We start from the raw sequence: 15,664 nt of genomic DNA, 5'->3' as shown, positions 1-15,664 counted from the left end.
TCTACGGCTGCCTACCGTCATCCTGCCGGACCGTCGCCCTTCGAGGGCCGCTGAAGAAGCGGCCGCCTCAGGGTGACGGTGAGAGAGCTTTGATCCAACTCACCCCGAGATCCGCGCATCCGCGAGTGCCTTCTTGAACAGCGCGTTCATCGCTTCCGAAATGCCCTGGGTGGGGCTAACCTCGAAATAGAATCCCGGCGAAGCGCAGCTCTCCATGTTCTGCGCAATCTTGCTGTTCGGTGACGGCCCCCACGGCCCGGGGTTAAAGGGCGATATCCATGTGTTGTACCAGCCGTCAATAGGCGGTTGGTATGTCGTGTACAGCACCGCGATCTTGATCCCACGGTTCTTGAGGGTCGTGCAGAGCGCCGGATTGATCGGCGACTGACAGCGGTTCGATGACGCGAGAGGATACGAAGAAGACGAGACGCTGCACATCGTCAAGCCCGAGTTGGCTTCGTCAGCGACCCCATCGGATACGAAAAATAGATATTTCAGCGGTGACGCGGATGTGCCGGCTCCCGGCGAGGCGATTGCGCTATTGATCGCGGGAAAAATAGTGGTGAAGGGAGTATCTTTGTCGATAGTATACACGTCATTCTGACCGGCAACCGCCATCAGGTCGATGTTTCCCGCCGCAGTCTTGGCGGAGCTCAGGCTCGACGAGAGCGCGAACAGATTTCTCAATCCGATCGTCGCTGACGAAGCGCCGAAATCGTAGATCGCCATCCTGAACTGGTTCGAATAGGTCTGCGTGCTCTGGGCTGTGTCCATCAAGTTCGCGCTCGCCTGGCGCACCACGTCAATTCGGGTCGTGATGCCGTTTGCCTTGGCGATGTCGTAGTTACTTGTGCCGGCGGCCTTGGTGGTGTCGTGACAGGCGAATGCACATCCGCCCGTCTTTCCCTGCAAATTCGTGATGTCAGCCGGTGTCGCGGCGACACCCATCGACGGCGAATTGTCGAGCAGGAGATAGAAGTCGACATAGAGCGGCATGTTGGCCGTCGACGCCGACGTGCCGCTCATGGTCAGTGTGGTCTTGCCGATCAGGCCGAGAAACATGGTGTTGATGGTGGCGGTGAACGAGACGGTCGAGTTGATGGTCGAGCCGGTCTTGACGACGGTCGGGGTAACGCTGTTGAGCGTATAACCGGTCAGGTTGGCGCGATTGGCATCGAAGATTTTCTGAGCGTCGTTGACGCCGACCGTGATCGTGCCGTCCGTGGTCATCGAGCCCGCAGCGACAAACCCCGGCGATGCCTTGGCGAGCGCACCAACGCTGGCCGCGTCAGCCGCGCCCTGAAGCTTCGCCCGGACCTGCGTCGCGCGGGAGTAGTCGATCGCGCTGCCGATGAACGTGATCAGGGGGACGCAGCAGATTGCGAAGATCACCGCGACATTGCCGCGCCGGTCGTGGAGGAACCGGCGGAAGATGGGACGACACTCAGCGCGCATGGATCTGGCCCGGAATGGTTTCAGCGCTTCCACTCTAGGAACCGCCGATTAAATATGACTTATGGAGACCTCGGAAACACGGGCCTTAACAGGGTTAACGAACCGTTGCGAATGACCTTCAGCGAGCGACATTCCAGGCATGACTGATCTCAAATTGACGCTCGTGGTGGCCTGCGCGCTGGTCGACGCCGACAACCGCGTCCTGATCGCGCAGCGCCCCGAGGGCAAGACGCTGGCCGGCCTCTGGGAATTTCCCGGCGGCAAGTGTGAGCCCGACGAGCGGCCTGAACAGAGCCTGATCCGCGAGCTCCACGAGGAGCTCGGCATCACCGTCGCCGAGCCCTGCCTGGCGCCGCTGACATTCGCGAGCTACGGCTACGAAACCTTTCACCTCCTGATGCCGCTCTACATCTGCCGGCGCTGGGAGGGACAGGTCACGCCGCGCGAAGGCCAGACCCTGGCCTGGGTGCGCGCCAACAAGCTGCGCGACTATCCCATGCCGCCCGCGGACATTCCGCTGATCCCGCATCTGATCGATCTGCTGATGTGAGTTAGGCGTGCCCCGGACGCAGCGCAGCGCTCTTGCGGTGCGCGGCAGAGCCGGGGCCCAAGGCTACAGAGCTGGGTCCCGGCTCTGTGCAGCAGCGCAAGGGCGCTGCAGCGCGTCCGGGACGTCACTCTTTCCCCGCCTTCTTCACCGCCTCCGCCAGGCTCGCTTTCGCCGAGCCCGGCTTGAGCGGTTGCTGCTGGCTCGCATGCGGGGCCCAGCCTGAGAGCCAGATGATGTCGAATGTCGCACGGATGCGGCCGTCGGCATCGGCAAAGCGTTCCGCGTAGACTTCAGCCATCCGCAGCAGCGTCGATCGCCGGCTCGGCGTGCGTCGCCGCTCGATCAGCACATTGGCAGCGCCCATGCGCCTGATATCCTGCATCAGCGCGAACGCGTTGGCGTAGCGCACTACGACGCGGTCGACATCGGTGACCGGCAGCGCAAATCCTGCTCGCTGCAACAGCGCACCAACGTCGCGCAGATCGGCAAACGGTGCGACGCGCGGCGACACGCCGCCCTCGCATTCGGCCTCGGCGGCGGCAAAAGCCTGACGCAGCTCGGTCAGGCTGTCGCCGCCGATCATCGCCGCCAGCAGCAGGCCGTCCGGCTTCAGCGCGCGACGGATTTGCGCAAGCACCCCCGGCAGATCGTTGACGAATTGCAGCGCCAGCGCCGAGACCACAAGATCGAGGCTTTCGGGTGCAAAGGGCAGCTTCTCCGCGCCCGACGCATCGAGCTCAATGCGCGCGATCGAGGGCAGTCGCGCGCGCAGCACCGCGAGACCCTCACCGGGCGTCCAGAGATCGGCCGCTGTGTGAAACTCCCGCATCACCGCAGCCAGCCGGTCGGACATGTCCTCGGCGACTCGATCGAGCAGAAAGCTCACGGCACCTTGCGCCTGCGCGCGGCGCTGTCGCGCGTGCAGCAAAGCACGGTCGAACAAAGCGGGCGGGGTTTGCGGGTCTTGAGCCATGCCGCTGGTTACGCCGATCGCGCTGGTTATTGCAATCTCCTCTCTCGTGTCCCGGACGCGGTGCGGCACGCCGTGACGCTCCGCAGAGCCGGGGCACGAGAGTCCTGCTTGAGCCGACAAGCGCGGAACGCTAGCCTCGTCCGATGGCATCCGACGCCGCCTCCTCCAGCTCCATCGCCGCCCCCCTGCGTGCCGCATGGACGGCTGGCCGCCACGTGCTGTCACGTGCGGCGCGGCTTGCGCTCGATGTCGCGCTGCCGACGCTGTGCGTGTCCTGCCGCGAGCCGGTCGACGGCGAGGGCGTGTGCGCGGCGTGCTGGGCGCGGCTGTCGTTCATCGAACGACCCTACTGCCCGCGGCTCGGCATTCCCTTTGTGTACGATCCCGGTCCCGACATGCTGTCGATGGAGGCGATCGCGAGCCCGCCGGCCTACCAGCGGGCGCGCGCCGCGGTGCGTTATGACGACGTCGCGCGCACCCTGGTGCATGCGCTGAAATACCAGGACCGCACGGATTTGGCACCCGCCATGGGCCGCTGGATGGCGCGCGCGGGGGGCGAACTGCTCACCGAGGCCGACATGCTGGTGCCCGTTCCCCTGCATTGGCGTAGGGCTTGGCGCCGCCGCTACAACCAGTCCGGGGCGCTGGCGCGGATCATCGAGCGGCAGAGCGGGGTGAAAGTGAAGGCTGAGGTGCTGCGCCGGGTACGCGCGACCGAGCAGCAGATCGGCCTGTCGCGGGCCCAGCGCGCCACCAATGTGCAGGGCGCATTCCAGGTATCCCCCGACCGTCAGGCGGACGTCCAAGGTCGGCGCATTGTCCTCATCGACGACGTCCTGACGTCGGGGGCGACGCTGGATGCCTGTGCGCGGGCCCTGCTCCGGGCCAAGGCGGCGCAAGTGGACGTGCTGGTGTTTGCCCGGGTTGTCGAGAGCCGGTGAAGTCCCATATAATTCAATGAATTCATGACATGAGAGCGCCAGACAAGATGACCGCTGCTGTCGAGATCTACACGAGGCCGGGCTGCGGCTATTGTTCCGCCGCCAGGTCGCTGCTGACCCGCAAGAAGGCGACGTTCACGGAGTTCGACATCGCCAAGAACCCGTCCTGGCGCCAGGAGATGTACGATCGCGCCGGCGAGGGCTCGACCTTCCCGCAGATCTGGATCGGCGGATCCCATGTCGGGGGCTGCGACGAACTCTACGCGCTCGATCGCGAAGGCAAGCTCGACGGCATGCTCGAGAGCGTCAAGGCGGAGTCATGAGCGACAACAGGACCTTCACGGCGGCGATGGTGCAGATGCGCACCGGCCTGATGCCCGAGCCGAGCCTCGAGCAGGCCACCAGGCTGATCCGCCAGGCCGCGGCCAATGGCGCCGACTACGTGCAGACGCCCGAAGTCAGCAACATGATGCAGCTCAACCGCAAGGCGCTGTTCGAGCACCTCCAGAGCCAGGACGACGACAACTCGCTGAGGGCGTACCGAGCGCTCGCGGCGGAACTGAAGATCCACATCCATGTAGGCTCGCTGGCGCTGCGCTTCTCGGACGAGAAGGCGGTCAACCGCTCCTTCCTGATCGGGCCCGAAGGCAATGTGCTCGCGAGCTACGACAAGATCCACATGTTCGACATCGAGCTGCCTGACGGCGAGAGCTATCGCGAATCCGCCAATTACCAGCCGGGCGAGACGGCCGTGATCTCCGACCTGCCCTGGGGCCGCGTCGGCCTGACGATCTGCTACGACGTGCGCTTCCCCGCGCTCTACCGCGCGCTGGCCGAAAGCGGCGCGTACTTCATCACGGTACCCTCGGCCTTCACCCGCAAGACCGGCGAAGCGCATTGGCACGTGCTGTTGCGTGCGCGCGCGATCGAGACCGGGTGCTTCATCTTCGCCGCGGCGCAGGCAGGCCTGCACGAGAACAAGCGCGAGACCTATGGTCATTCGCTGATCATCGATCCCTGGGGCGAGATCCTCGCCGAGGGCGATGTCGAGCCCGGCATCATCATGGCAAAAATCGATCCGGCCAAGGTCGAGACCGCGCGCCGCGCGATCCCCTCGCTCCAGCACGGCCGCCGCTTCGGCGTCGCCGACCCCAAGGCGGGGCCGGACCATCTGCACCTGGTGCGGGGATCGGCATGATCCGCTACGCGCTCCGCTGCGACCGGAGCCACGACTTCGAGAGTTGGTTCCAGAGCTCGGCGGCGTACGATTCACAGGTAAAGCGCAAGCTCGTGACCTGTCCGATCTGCGGCTCGGCCAAGGTCGAGAAGGCGATCATGGCGCCGCGCATTGTCGGCAAGAAGGGCCGCGGACGTGCGACGCCGCCTGAGCCCACCGCCACGACGACCTCGCCCGAGGCTGCGCAATCCGCACCGACCTCGCTGTTAATGGCGCAGGAGCGCGAGCTGCGTGCCAAGCTCAAAGAGCTGCGCGATCACATCGTGAAGAACGCCGACAATGTCGGTGAGCGATTCGCCACCGAAGCCCGCGCGATGCATTACGGCGACAAGGAGCACCGTCCGATCTACGGCGAGGCCTCGCCCGACGAGGCCAAGTCGCTGATCGACGAAGGCATCGAGGTGTCTCCGCTGCCGACGCTGCCGGAAGATCGGAATTAGACTCCCACCAGCACCGCCACGCCGATCACGATCAGCGCGATGCCAATAATCTCGCGCGGCGCGATCGGCTGCTTGAACGAGTAGTAGGCCACGCCTTGCGCGAACAGCACCTCGATCAGAGCGAGCGTGCGGACATTGGCGGCGGCCGTCAGCGCGAACGCCAGGAACCAGAACTGCGAGGCGAAGGCGCCCATGAAGCCGGCGAGCAGCGATGGCTTCCAAAGCCCCAGGATAGCCTGAAGCACCTTCGGCGCGCGCCAGAGCAGATAGATCGTCAGGATCAGCGTCTGCACGAACAGGCCGAGCACCAGCGTGAACGATGCCGCCGTCACGAACGAGACATCAGGCACGTTGATGATGGCGCCGCGGAAGCCGACCGCTGACAACGCGAACGCTGCCGCCGCGACGAGACCGGTGATCGTCGGTTTCAATTCGGCAAAGCTCTTCTCGCCGCCGGGCCGCAGCGCGGTAATGACGACGCCGATTGTCGCGATCACGATCGCCAGCACCTTGAGCCATGTCAGATGATCGCCAAGAAAGACGAAGCCGAAGATGGCGGTCTGGATTGCCTCGGTTTTCAGATAGGCCGTGGTCACCACGAAGGAGCGGTCGTTCATGGCGAGCAGCATCAGGCCGGTCGCGACGATCTGGCTGAGCGCGCCCAGCAGCAGCCACGGCCAGAATACAGTCGGAGGCATGCCGAGATGATCGCCGGTGGCGACCAGCACCACCGCGAGAAACAGCAGTGAGAATGGGAAGCCGAACAGGAAGCGGATATTGGTTGCGCCCCAGGTCCCCAGCGGCTTCGTCAGCGACCGCTGCATCGCATTGCGCGCGACCTGGCCGAGCGCGGCAATGACGGTGAAGGGAATCCAGAGACTGGCGATGGTGAACATGGGGGATGTGTGAGTTGGGAAGGGGAAGCTTGCGAGGGTGACGGGAACAGGCTTGTTGGTCAACCACATGGACGTCATGGGTGCGATGCTCTCGCAACACACACACTGTCGTCCCTGCGAACGCAGGGACCCATAACCCCAGGAAGCAGTTTTGCGAAAGGTAACAACCCGCGCATCTAACCCCACCCGCCTCCGATAGATTCCGCTGTATGGGTCGCCGCGTTCGCGGGGACGACAGTGGGGCCTGCCCCGTTTTTCCCTTCAAATCAGGAGATCGCTCAGATCTCGCCATTCCAGGTTTTCGCGCTCGATCAACTCGATCTTCCAGTCGCGCTTCCAGCGCTTCAGCTGCTTTTCACGGGCGATCGCGTCTTCTGCTCGCTCAAAGGCCTCGGTGTAGACGAGCCGGTGCACCCCATAGCGCTTGACGAATTTCGAGCCCTTGCCGCTCCGGTGCTCTTCCAATCGCCTCTGGAGCGAGTTGGTGATCCCGATATAGAGTGTTCCGTGATGGCCGCTGGCGAGGATGTAGACGTAATACATGCTCGGAACGCCTGTCTTGGCTAAGGACTACGGCCTGTGGTTATGGGTCCCTGCGTTCGCAGGGACGACACCGTCCGAGGGGCGCGAGCTCGCACTTCACTCTCGCGCGGCCTCACACCATGCCTTCCGCCACCACCATGTAGTTCACGTCCATGTCTGACGAGAGGGTCCATTTGTCGGCGAAGGGGCTGTAGACGACGCCGGTCTGCTCGGTGATGACCAGGCGGTTGTCGAGCAGGTATTTCGTCAGCTCGTCAGGGGTGACGAACTTGTTCCACTCGTGGGTGCCGCGCGGCAGCCAGCGCAGGACGTATTCGGCGCCGACGATGGCGAGCGCGAAGCTCTTCCAGTTCCTGTTCAGCGTCGAGACCACCATCAGGCCATTCGGCTTCAGCATCGCAGCGCAGCGCTTCAGGAAAACGCCGACGTCGACGACGTGCTCGACCACCTCCATCGCCAGCACGATGTCGAAGCGCTCGCGCGGGTCGATCTCCTCAACCGTGGTGCAGCGATAGTCGATCGCGAGATGCGCCTTGTCGGCATGCAGCTTCGCGGCCGCGATATTACTGACCGACGGATCGACGCCGATGACCTGCGCACCCAGGCGCGACAGCGGCTCGCAGAGCAAGCCGGCGCCGCAGCCGATGTCGAGCACGCGCATACCTCCGAGGCAGTTGAGGCTGCGCACGTTGCGCTCGAACTTGCGGCAGGCGGCATCGCGGATGTAGCCGAGCCGCAGCGGGTTGATCCGGTGCAGCGGCGCCATCTTGCCGTTGGGGTCCCACCATTCGGCCGAGAGTTTCGAGAACTTTGCGATCTCGGCGGCGTCGACGGTCGAGCCCGGCTGCGGGCTTGCGGTAGCGGAAGTATTTTGCTGCATGCTCATGGTTACGCGCGGTCCTACCGCGTGGTGATCGAACTGCGGAAGGCGAGCGGCGAGGCGATGGTCCGGATGGTTTCGCGACCTTCCCCCACGCCATTGATGGTCACGTCGCCATAGTTGAGAATACGTCCAAGAATGGTCTGATTCACATCGACGCTCTCGACCTTGTCCAGCGCCATCTCGAAGGTGCGGCGCTTGATGAAGCCGGTCTTGTGCACGATCCGCAAATTGGTGACGTCGGTCTCGGTGGTAAAGCGATGGAACCAGCCCTTCACGGTCCAGTACAGCGCCGCCAGAGCCACCAGGCCAGAGGCGACGAGACAGAGCAGGACGAGCCCCTCGACGATGGTTTGCCGGGACAGAACAAACAGGGCCAGCGCCACGATCCAGGCCAGGATCGCCGGAACATAGAATATCCAGTGGGCATTGGTCGAATACAGCACCCGCTCGCCCGGTTGCAGGATCTCGTCGATGTAACGCGCCATGACCTCGATAACCCATTGCTCGGATTGGCCCGCGCAGGAACCCGCTTGCCCCCGGCCCCGCCGCTCTGTATACGCGCGGTCGGTATCGCAGGCACCCGTCCAGCGCGGGTCACCATACTTATCCTTATAAGGGAATGCACGCGTCGTCATGAGCCGCCTCGTGATGAAATTCGGCGGCACATCCGTCGCCAACATCGAACGTATCCGCAACGTCGCACGCCATGTGAAGCGTGAGGTCGACGCCGGCCATGAAGTGGCCGTGGTCGTCTCGGCGATGTCCGGTAAAACCAACGAGCTGGTGGCCTGGTGCACCGAGGCCTCGCCGATGCACGACGCGCGCGAATACGACGCCGTGGTCGCCTCGGGCGAACAAGTCACGTCCGGCCTGCTTGCCATCGTGCTTCAGGGCATGGGCATCCAGGCCCGCTCCTGGCAGGGCTGGCAGATCCCGATCACGACCAGCGACGCCCATGCCTCGGCCCGGATCGAGGACATCGACGGCAGCGAGATCATCAAGCGCTTCAGGGAGCGCAAGGAAGTCGCCGTGATCGCCGGCTTCCAGGGCATCAACCCCGAGACCAATCGCATCACCACGCTCGGCCGCGGCGGCTCCGACACTTCAGCCGTGGCGATCGCCGCTGCCGTCAAGGCGGACCGCTGCGACATCTACACCGACGTCGACGGTGTCTACACCACCGATCCGCGAATCGTGCCGAAGGCGCGCCGGCTCGACAAGATCGCGTTCGAAGACATGCTGGAGCTGGCCTCCCAGGGCGCCAAGGTGCTCCAGGTCCGCTCCGTGGAACTCGGCATGGTCCACAACATGCCGATTTTCGTCCGCTCGAGCTTCGACAAGCCCGAGGATATCGACCCGCATGCCAACCAGCCGCCCGGCACGCTGATCTGCAGCGAGGAGGAGATCATGGAAAGCCACGTCGTCACCGGCATCGCCTTTTCGAAGGACGAGGCCCAGATCTCGGTACGCCAGATCGAGGACAAGCCGGGCGTTGCGGCGTCGATCTTCGGCCCGCTCGCGGATGCCAACATCAACGTCGACATGATCGTGCAGAACGTCTCCGAGGACGGCAAGACCACCGACCTCACCTTCACGGTCCCGGCCGCCGACTACACGAGGGCCAAGGAGACGATCACAGCGGCCAAGAGCCAGATCAATTATGCCCGGCTCGACACCGCGACCGACGTCGCCAAGATCTCGGTGATCGGCAGCGGCATGCGCAGCCATGCCGGCGTTGCCGCCCAGGCGTTCTCGGCCCTGGCAGGACGGAACATCAACATCCGGGCCATTACAACCTCCGAGATCAAATTCTCGGTTCTGATCGACACCGCCTATACCGAGCTTGCGGTGCGCACGCTGCATACGCTCTACGGTCTCGATCAGGCTTAGGCTAATTTTCTCTTAGCGGTCGCAGCAAACGCGAAGGTGCCCACACTTTCGCGTTTGGCAGGCGTTTTGCTTGGCAAAACAAGCCCCAATTCGCTATACGGCGAACAGGGTGGGCTGCCGGAAACTGTGCCCCAGTTGAGGCGGTGCTGATTCGGCCCAGGCAACCGCCGGGGCCGGCGCCGGACGAGCAAATTTGTTGTTTTTCTGGATTTCTGGGCGAGCCGCCGCGGGTCCTTTCGGCCCCGGCAGACGTAGGAGATTGACGGTTCATGCGGAGCGCGTCGGGAGGTCCCCGCGTCTTATTGAGACGGCTCCGCGAAACCATGGCGGAGCAGGTCTCGGCCCAGGAGCGGCTGGACAAGATCGTGGTGCTGATCGCCGCCAACATGGTGGCCGAGGTGTGCTCGGTCTATGTGCTGCGCGTCGACAACACGCTCGAGCTCTATGCCACCGAAGGCCTCAACCGCGAGGCGGTGCACCACACCGTGCTGACCGCCCATGAGGGCTTGGTTGGCCTTGTCGCCAGCGAGGCGACCCCACTCAATTTGAACGACGCACAGAGCCACCCGGCGTTCTCGTTCCGCCCCGAGACCGGCGAAGAAATCTACCACTCCTTCCTTGGCGTGCCGGTCCTGCGCGCCGGCAACACGCTCGGCGTGCTGGTGGTGCAGAACCGCGCCAAGCGCAACTATGTCGAGGAGGAGCTCGAGGCGCTTCAGACCACCGCGATGGTGCTGGCGGAGCTGATCGCCTCCGGCGAGCTGTCCGCGCTGGCCCAGCCGGGCCATGAGCCCGCGGCACGTCATTCGGCGCAGAAGGTCGGCGCCATCCTGTCGGAAGGCATCGCGCTCGGCCATGTCGTGCTGCACGAGCCGCGCGTCGTCATCAAGGACTACATTGCCGAGGACCTGCCGAAGGAGATCAAGCGGCTCGACACCGCGCTCGCCAAGCTGCGCGCCGATCTCGACCGCATGCTGGAGCGCGGCGACGTCGCCGAAGGCGGCGAACACCGCGAGGTGCTGGAAGCCTACCGCATGTTCGCCAACGACCAGGGCTGGTCGCACAAGCTGCACGAGGCGGTCGCCACCGGTCTCACGGCGGAAGCCGCCGTCGAGCGCGTGCAATCCGACACCCGCGCGCGCATGCTGCGCTCGACCGATCCCTATTTGCGCGACCGGCTGCATGATCTCGAGGATCTCGGCTATCGCCTGATGCGGCAGCTGGTCGGCCAGGATCACGCACCTTCACGCGAACAATTGCCCGACAATGCCATCGTCATCGCGCGCGCGATGGGCCCGGCGGCGCTGCTCGACTACGACCGCAAGCGCCTGCGCGGCATCATATTGGAGGAAGGCACCGCCAATTCCCACGTCTCGATCGTGGCGCGCGCGCTCGGCATTCCCGCGGTCGGCGAAGTGCCGAACGCACCTGGCATCGCCGACCCCGGCGACGCCGTCATCGTCGACGGCACCTCCGGCATGATCTATGTGCGCCCGTCGCAAGAGGTCGAAGCGGCCTTCGCCGAGCGCGTGCGCTTCCGCGCCCGCCGCCAGGCACAGTATCTGGCGCTGCGCGACCGGCCCTGCGTCACCAAAGACGGGCAGAAGGTCGAGCTGATGATCAATGCAGGGTTGGCGATCGACCTGCCGCACATCGAAGACACCGGCAGCGCCGGCATCGGCCTATTCCGCACCGAGCTGCAATTCATGGTCGGCCAGAGCCTGCCGCGCACCAGCGACCAGCTCGCGCTGTATCGCACCGTACTGGATGCCGCCGGCACGAAGCCCGTCACCTTCCGCACCCTCGACATCGGCGGCGATAAGGCGCTGCCTTATATGGAAGCGGTGATCGAGGAGAATCCCGCGCTCGGATGGCGCGCGATCCGGCTCGGGCTCGACCGTCCCGGCCTGCTGCGCGGCCAGATCCGTGCATTGCTGCGCGCCGGCGGCGGCCGCGCGCTGCGCATCATGTTCCCGATGATCTCGGAGGTCGCCGAATTCGATTCGGCGAAGGCGCTGGTCGAACGCGAGCTGACCTATCTGCGCCAGCACGGCCACACGCTGCCTGAAAGAATCGACATCGGCACCATGGTCGAGGTGCCGGCGCTACTTTATCAGCTCGACGAGCTCCTGAAGAAGGTCGATTTCATCTCGGTCGGCTCCAACGATCTGTTCCAGTTCCTGTTCGCGGTCGACCGCGGCAACGCAAAAGTCTCCGAGCGCTTCGACACCATGTCGGCGCCGATCCTGCGCGCGCTGCGCGACATCGCGCGCAAGACGCAGGCCGCGAACAAATCGCTGTCGCTCTGCGGCGAGATGGCGTCGAAACCGATCGGCGCGCTGGCCCTGATTGCGATGGGCTATCGCTCGCTGTCGCTTTCGGCCACCGCGCTCGGCCCGGTCAAGGCGATGGTGATCGATCTCGACGCCAAGAAGGCCGAAGCGATGCTTGGCCCGTTGCTGGACGCGCCCGCTGGCAGCGTCTCGATCCGGCAGAAGCTGACGGAATTTGCCGAGGCCGAAGGCCTGGCGTTGTAGCGGGCCTGTCGCCCCTTCCCGCCGCCCCGCCCTTTCCCGCATTTTGAGACTGAACCGATGTCGTCACTCCCCGAAGCCAAACTGGACGTGCTCCTTGCACATCATGCCTCTCTCGAGGCGGAATCGCTGGGGCAACTCGCCTCCGAACGCTATGTGCAGATCACGCGTGAGCTCGCCGAGCTCACGCCGTTGATCGAAGCGGTCAAGACCTATCGTGCGGCCGTCAAGGAGCTCGCCGACACCGAGGCGCTGATCGCCGACCCCGCGACCGATGCCGAGATGCGCAGCATGGCGGAAGCCGAGCGCAGCGAGCTGACGCCGAAGATCGAAGAGCTGGTCCAGAAAATCCGCGTCGCGCTGCTGCCGAAGGACGCCATGGACGACCGCAACGTGGTGCTGGAAATCCGCGCCGGCACCGGCGGCGACGAGGCTTCGCTGTTCGCCGGCGATTTGTTCCGGATGTACGAACGCTTCGCGGCCCTGCAGGGCTGGAAGGTCGAGGTGATCTCGGCGAGCGAAGGCAGCGTCGGCGGCTACAAGGAAATCATCGCGGAGGTGCAGGGCCGCGGCGCGTTCTCGAAGCTGAAATTCGAGTCCGGCGTGCACCGGGTGCAGCGCGTGCCGGACACCGAGACGCAGGGGCGCATCCACACATCCGCCGCCACCGTCGCCGTGATGCCCGAGGTCGAGGAGGTCGACGTCGAGATCAGGAACGACGATTTGCGCATCGAGACCATGCGCGCCGGAGGCGCCGGCGGCCAGCACGTCAACAAGACCGAATCGGCGATCCGCATCACCCACATCCCGACCGGCATCGTGGTGATGATGCAGGACAGCCGCTCGCAGCACAAGAATCGCGCTTCCGCCATGAACATCCTGCGCTCGCGCATCTACGACGCCGAGCAGCAACGCCTCGACGCGGCGCGCTCGGCCGAGCGCAAGGAGAAGGTCGGCTCCGGCGACCGCAGCGAGCGCATCCGCACCTATAATTTTCCGCAGGGACGCGTCACCGATCACCGCATCAATTTGACGCTCTACAAGCTGCCGCAGGTGATCGCGGGCGAAGCGCTGGGCGAACTGACCGACGCACTGACGACCGAGCACCAGGCCGCGCAGCTCGCCGCTCAGGGCGCGGCGGCGTGACCGGCGCGTGAGCAATCCCTTCACCGGACTATCCGTTGAGAGCGCGCGGCGCGCGCTGGCCGCGCAACTGAGATCGGCGCAGCTCGAAGAAGCGGAGCTCGACGCGCGTATCCTGCTCGGCGCGGCACTCGGTCTTGATCTCACAGGCCTCGTCGCGCAGGCCGCCCGTCTGCTCGCGGAAGCCGAGACGTCGCGGCTCGCGCAATATGCCGGGCGCCGCATCGCCGGCGAGCCGGTCGCCCGCATTCTCGGCTCACGTGAATTCTGGGGCCTGCCGTTTCGTCTGTCGGAAGCAACGCTGGTGCCGCGTCCCGATACCGAGACGGTGGTCGAACTCGCGCTCGAAATCTTTCGCGAACGGCAAGCCTCCCATCAGCTCCGCATCGCCGATATCGGCACAGGATCCGGCGCCATCCTGCTCGCGCTGCTGCACGACATTCCCGGCGCCTTCGGCGTCGGCACCGATCTCAGTCTGACCGCGCTCAAGACCGCTAGAGACAACGCCGCGGCTCTCGGCCTCGCCGACCGCGCCAGCTTCGTCGCCTGTTCCTACGCAGCGGCGCTCCGCGGCCCGTTCGACCTCGTCGTGTCGAACCCGCCCTACATCCCGTCGGCCGAAATTCCGAAACTGAGCATCGAGGTGCGCGAGCACGATCCGCATCTCGCGCTCGACGGCGGCAATGACGGTTACGACGCCTATCGTGCCCTGATCCCGCAGGCGGCTGAACGTCTCGCCCCCGGCGGGGCACTGATCGTCGAGGCCGGACAGGGCCAGGCCCGGAATATTGAAACCTTGATGGCGGCTGCCGCGTTGATGGTGGACAGGCCGCCCAAGGCCGATCTGGCGGGTATCCCGCGGGCGGTTTCGGCCCGGAAAATGCCCCCATAAAAGCCGGATTGGGCTGCAAAAAACCTCTTGGAATATCCCTTGGGAACGACTACCTTCCGATCAACACATCGGTGCCGGCCCCGTAGACCTACGGGCGAAAGCCGGGCTCTCGGGCGAGAGCTTACTGATAATGGTTCCAAGCCGCAGGTCCTGTTGAGCGCGATGGCCATTTGAGCTGCGCTGCTTACCGACCGCAACGTGAACGAAAGCCTGATATTGCGCTTGAAGACTTACGCAACAAAGCAGGGCTTGTTTCGGCAGGCGATATGAATGGGTTCGCTGGCGATAGATGCTGGCGTGGGGAACGCGTCTTTGTTGAACGCGACGGTCGACGAACATCGGCAGGGATCAATCCGCTCTTGCGTGCGGTTGCGCGCAAGCGATGTGAACCGCTGTCATCAGGTCACTCTCGGCAATCAGTAATGCGTGCAACCTTTAGGGCTGGAATTAAAGGCAGGACATGAGAAACGGTCAGAACAAGCAGCGGATGCGCAACCGCAACAATAATAATAATAACAATAACAACAATAATAACCGGCGCGGCCAGAACCCGATGACCCGGGTCTACGAGTCCAACGGACCCGACATCAAGATCCGCGGCACGGCTTCGCATATTGCTGAAAAATATCTCCAGCTCGCACGCGACGCTCGCTCGTCCGGAGACCCCGTTGCGGCCGAGAACTACTACCAGCATGCCGAGCATTATTTTCGCCTGATCGCGACGGCTCAGGAACAGTTCCGGCAGAACCAGCAGCCACGCGGCGACGAGCCCAACAGCAACAGCAGCGGCGACGACGGCGAGGACGACGGCGAGAATTTCTCGAATTTCGGCCAGGAGCCGGGGTTTGTCCCACAGCCGCCACCGCCGCCCTTCACGCGCGACCGCGACGGCCCGCGCGATCATCAGCCGCGTGATCATCAGCCGCGCGACAACCAGGCTTATCAGCGCGACAACCAGCAGCCGCGCGAGCATCGCGAACGCGATCATCGTCCGCAGCCGCAATATCAGCCGCAGCCGCAACCTCTCCCGCTGAACCAGCCCCAGCCCGTCGTCGCCGACGCCGTCAGCGTCGATCGTCTGCCCTCCTTCATCACCGGTCCGCAGCCGCAGGTGAACGGTGGCGCGCCCGGCCAAGCCGGCTTCGAGGGTGGTGGTGGTGGCGAGCGCTTTCCGCGGCGACGCCGCCGGCCGAATGGCCCGCGCCCCGAGCGCGAAGCCGCTCCGGCCGCCTCGAGCGACGAAGTGGCCCCCGGCGAGTAAGCCGCATTCACACGTTATCTTGCGCC

16 protein-coding genes are annotated in these 15,664 nt (G+C 64.6%); 10 read left to right on the top strand and 6 right to left on the bottom strand.

What is annotated here, in order from left to right:
* Nucleotides 1–99: 99 nt before the first annotated feature.
* Nucleotides 100–1,455: a TadE/TadG family type IV pilus assembly protein gene (locus C7G41_RS05050; RefSeq protein ID WP_106941556.1), complete on the bottom strand. Its 1,356-nt coding sequence runs from the start codon at nucleotides 1,453–1,455 to the stop codon at nucleotides 100–102.
* A 139-nt stretch (nucleotides 1,456–1,594) separates the two neighbouring features.
* Here C7G41_RS05050 and C7G41_RS05045 point away from each other — a divergent pair, with 139 nt between their 5' ends.
* The gene (locus C7G41_RS05045) at nucleotides 1,595–2,005 is read left to right on the top strand and encodes a (deoxy)nucleoside triphosphate pyrophosphohydrolase (RefSeq protein WP_106941555.1); all 411 of its coding nucleotides are present in this window, start codon (nucleotides 1,595–1,597) and stop codon (nucleotides 2,003–2,005) included.
* Between the two features lie 124 nt (nucleotides 2,006–2,129).
* On the opposite strand, the gene C7G41_RS05040 is transcribed toward C7G41_RS05045, so the two are convergent.
* A complete protein-coding gene (locus tag C7G41_RS05040; RefSeq protein ID WP_199198185.1) occupies nucleotides 2,130–2,978 on the bottom strand; it encodes a methyltransferase domain-containing protein in 849 nt (282 codons plus the stop codon).
* A gap of 143 nt (nucleotides 2,979–3,121) precedes the next feature.
* On the opposite strand from C7G41_RS05040, the gene C7G41_RS05035 reads away from it, so the two are divergent.
* Genes C7G41_RS05035 through C7G41_RS05020 form a run of 4 tightly spaced genes read left to right on the top strand, consistent with a single transcriptional unit; the run spans nucleotide 3,122 to nucleotide 5,596 of the window.
* Nucleotides 3,122–3,919: a ComF family protein gene (locus C7G41_RS05035; RefSeq protein ID WP_106941554.1), complete on the top strand. Its 798-nt coding sequence runs from the start codon at nucleotides 3,122–3,124 to the stop codon at nucleotides 3,917–3,919.
* 47 nt (nucleotides 3,920–3,966) lie between these two features.
* Nucleotides 3,967–4,242 (top strand): glutaredoxin 3, encoded by a 276-nt coding sequence (gene grxC / locus C7G41_RS05030; RefSeq protein WP_106941553.1) that lies wholly within the window; start codon nucleotides 3,967–3,969, stop codon nucleotides 4,240–4,242.
* Nucleotides 4,239–5,117, top strand: a complete 879-nt coding sequence (locus C7G41_RS05025; RefSeq protein WP_106941552.1) for a carbon-nitrogen hydrolase family protein — start codon at nucleotides 4,239–4,241, stop codon at nucleotides 5,115–5,117. The genes grxC and C7G41_RS05025 overlap by 4 nt, the downstream gene beginning before the upstream one ends.
* Complete coding sequence (locus C7G41_RS05020; protein WP_106941551.1) at nucleotides 5,114–5,596, top strand: DUF1178 family protein; 483 nt, start codon at nucleotides 5,114–5,116, stop codon at nucleotides 5,594–5,596. Before C7G41_RS05025 ends, C7G41_RS05020 begins: the two co-directional genes overlap by 4 nt.
* On the opposite strand, the gene C7G41_RS05015 is transcribed toward C7G41_RS05020, so the two are convergent.
* The 4 genes from C7G41_RS05015 to C7G41_RS05000 all read right to left on the bottom strand — a co-directional run bounded on the left by C7G41_RS05015 (nucleotide 5,593) and on the right by C7G41_RS05000 (nucleotide 8,403).
* Nucleotides 5,593–6,492 carry an EamA family transporter gene (locus C7G41_RS05015; RefSeq protein WP_106941550.1) on the bottom strand — a complete coding sequence of 300 codons (900 nt, stop codon included), beginning with the start codon at nucleotides 6,490–6,492 and terminating at the stop codon, nucleotides 5,593–5,595. The genes C7G41_RS05020 and C7G41_RS05015 overlap by 4 nt on opposite strands.
* Nucleotides 6,493–6,753: 261 nt before the next feature.
* Nucleotides 6,754–7,035 carry a GIY-YIG nuclease family protein gene (locus tag C7G41_RS05010; RefSeq protein ID WP_106941549.1) on the bottom strand — a complete coding sequence of 94 codons (282 nt, stop codon included), beginning with the start codon at nucleotides 7,033–7,035 and terminating at the stop codon, nucleotides 6,754–6,756.
* A gap of 112 nt (nucleotides 7,036–7,147) precedes the next feature.
* Nucleotides 7,148–7,921 carry a bifunctional 2-polyprenyl-6-hydroxyphenol methylase/3-demethylubiquinol 3-O-methyltransferase UbiG gene (gene ubiG, locus C7G41_RS05005; RefSeq protein WP_199198183.1) on the bottom strand — a complete coding sequence of 258 codons (774 nt, stop codon included), beginning with the start codon at nucleotides 7,919–7,921 and terminating at the stop codon, nucleotides 7,148–7,150.
* 14 nt (nucleotides 7,922–7,935) lie between these two features.
* Nucleotides 7,936–8,403, bottom strand: a complete 468-nt coding sequence (locus C7G41_RS05000; RefSeq protein ID WP_106941548.1) for a PH domain-containing protein — start codon at nucleotides 8,401–8,403, stop codon at nucleotides 7,936–7,938.
* Nucleotides 8,404–8,551: 148 nt separating this feature from the next.
* Between C7G41_RS05000 and C7G41_RS04995 the strand changes: the two genes are divergently transcribed.
* The 5 genes from C7G41_RS04995 to C7G41_RS04975 all read left to right on the top strand — a co-directional run bounded on the left by C7G41_RS04995 (nucleotide 8,552) and on the right by C7G41_RS04975 (nucleotide 15,638).
* Nucleotides 8,552–9,808 (top strand): aspartate kinase, encoded by a 1,257-nt coding sequence (locus C7G41_RS04995; RefSeq protein ID WP_106941547.1) that lies wholly within the window; start codon nucleotides 8,552–8,554, stop codon nucleotides 9,806–9,808.
* A 269-nt stretch (nucleotides 9,809–10,077) separates the two neighbouring features.
* Entirely contained in the window at nucleotides 10,078–12,345 is a 2,268-nt protein-coding gene (ptsP, locus tag C7G41_RS04990; RefSeq protein WP_106941546.1) for a phosphoenolpyruvate--protein phosphotransferase, read from the top strand.
* A gap of 57 nt (nucleotides 12,346–12,402) precedes the next feature.
* Nucleotides 12,403–13,488, top strand: a complete 1,086-nt coding sequence (gene prfA / locus C7G41_RS04985; RefSeq protein ID WP_106941545.1) for a peptide chain release factor 1 — start codon at nucleotides 12,403–12,405, stop codon at nucleotides 13,486–13,488.
* 7 nt (nucleotides 13,489–13,495) lie between these two features.
* Nucleotides 13,496–14,377 carry a peptide chain release factor N(5)-glutamine methyltransferase gene (gene prmC, locus C7G41_RS04980; protein ID WP_106941544.1) on the top strand — a complete coding sequence of 294 codons (882 nt, stop codon included), beginning with the start codon at nucleotides 13,496–13,498 and terminating at the stop codon, nucleotides 14,375–14,377.
* Nucleotides 14,378–14,837: 460 nt separating this feature from the next.
* On the top strand, nucleotides 14,838–15,638 hold the full coding sequence (locus C7G41_RS04975) for a DUF4167 domain-containing protein (RefSeq protein WP_106941543.1): 801 nt from the start codon (nucleotides 14,838–14,840) through the stop codon (nucleotides 15,636–15,638).
* The last annotated feature ends 26 nt before the right edge of the window (nucleotides 15,639–15,664 follow it).

The organism is Bradyrhizobium sp. MOS002, assembly GCF_003020115.1.
GTDB lineage: Bacteria > Pseudomonadota > Alphaproteobacteria > Rhizobiales > Xanthobacteraceae > Bradyrhizobium.
The sequence above is the reverse complement of the archived record's forward strand: the minus strand, read 5'-3'. Positions and strand labels throughout refer to the sequence as shown.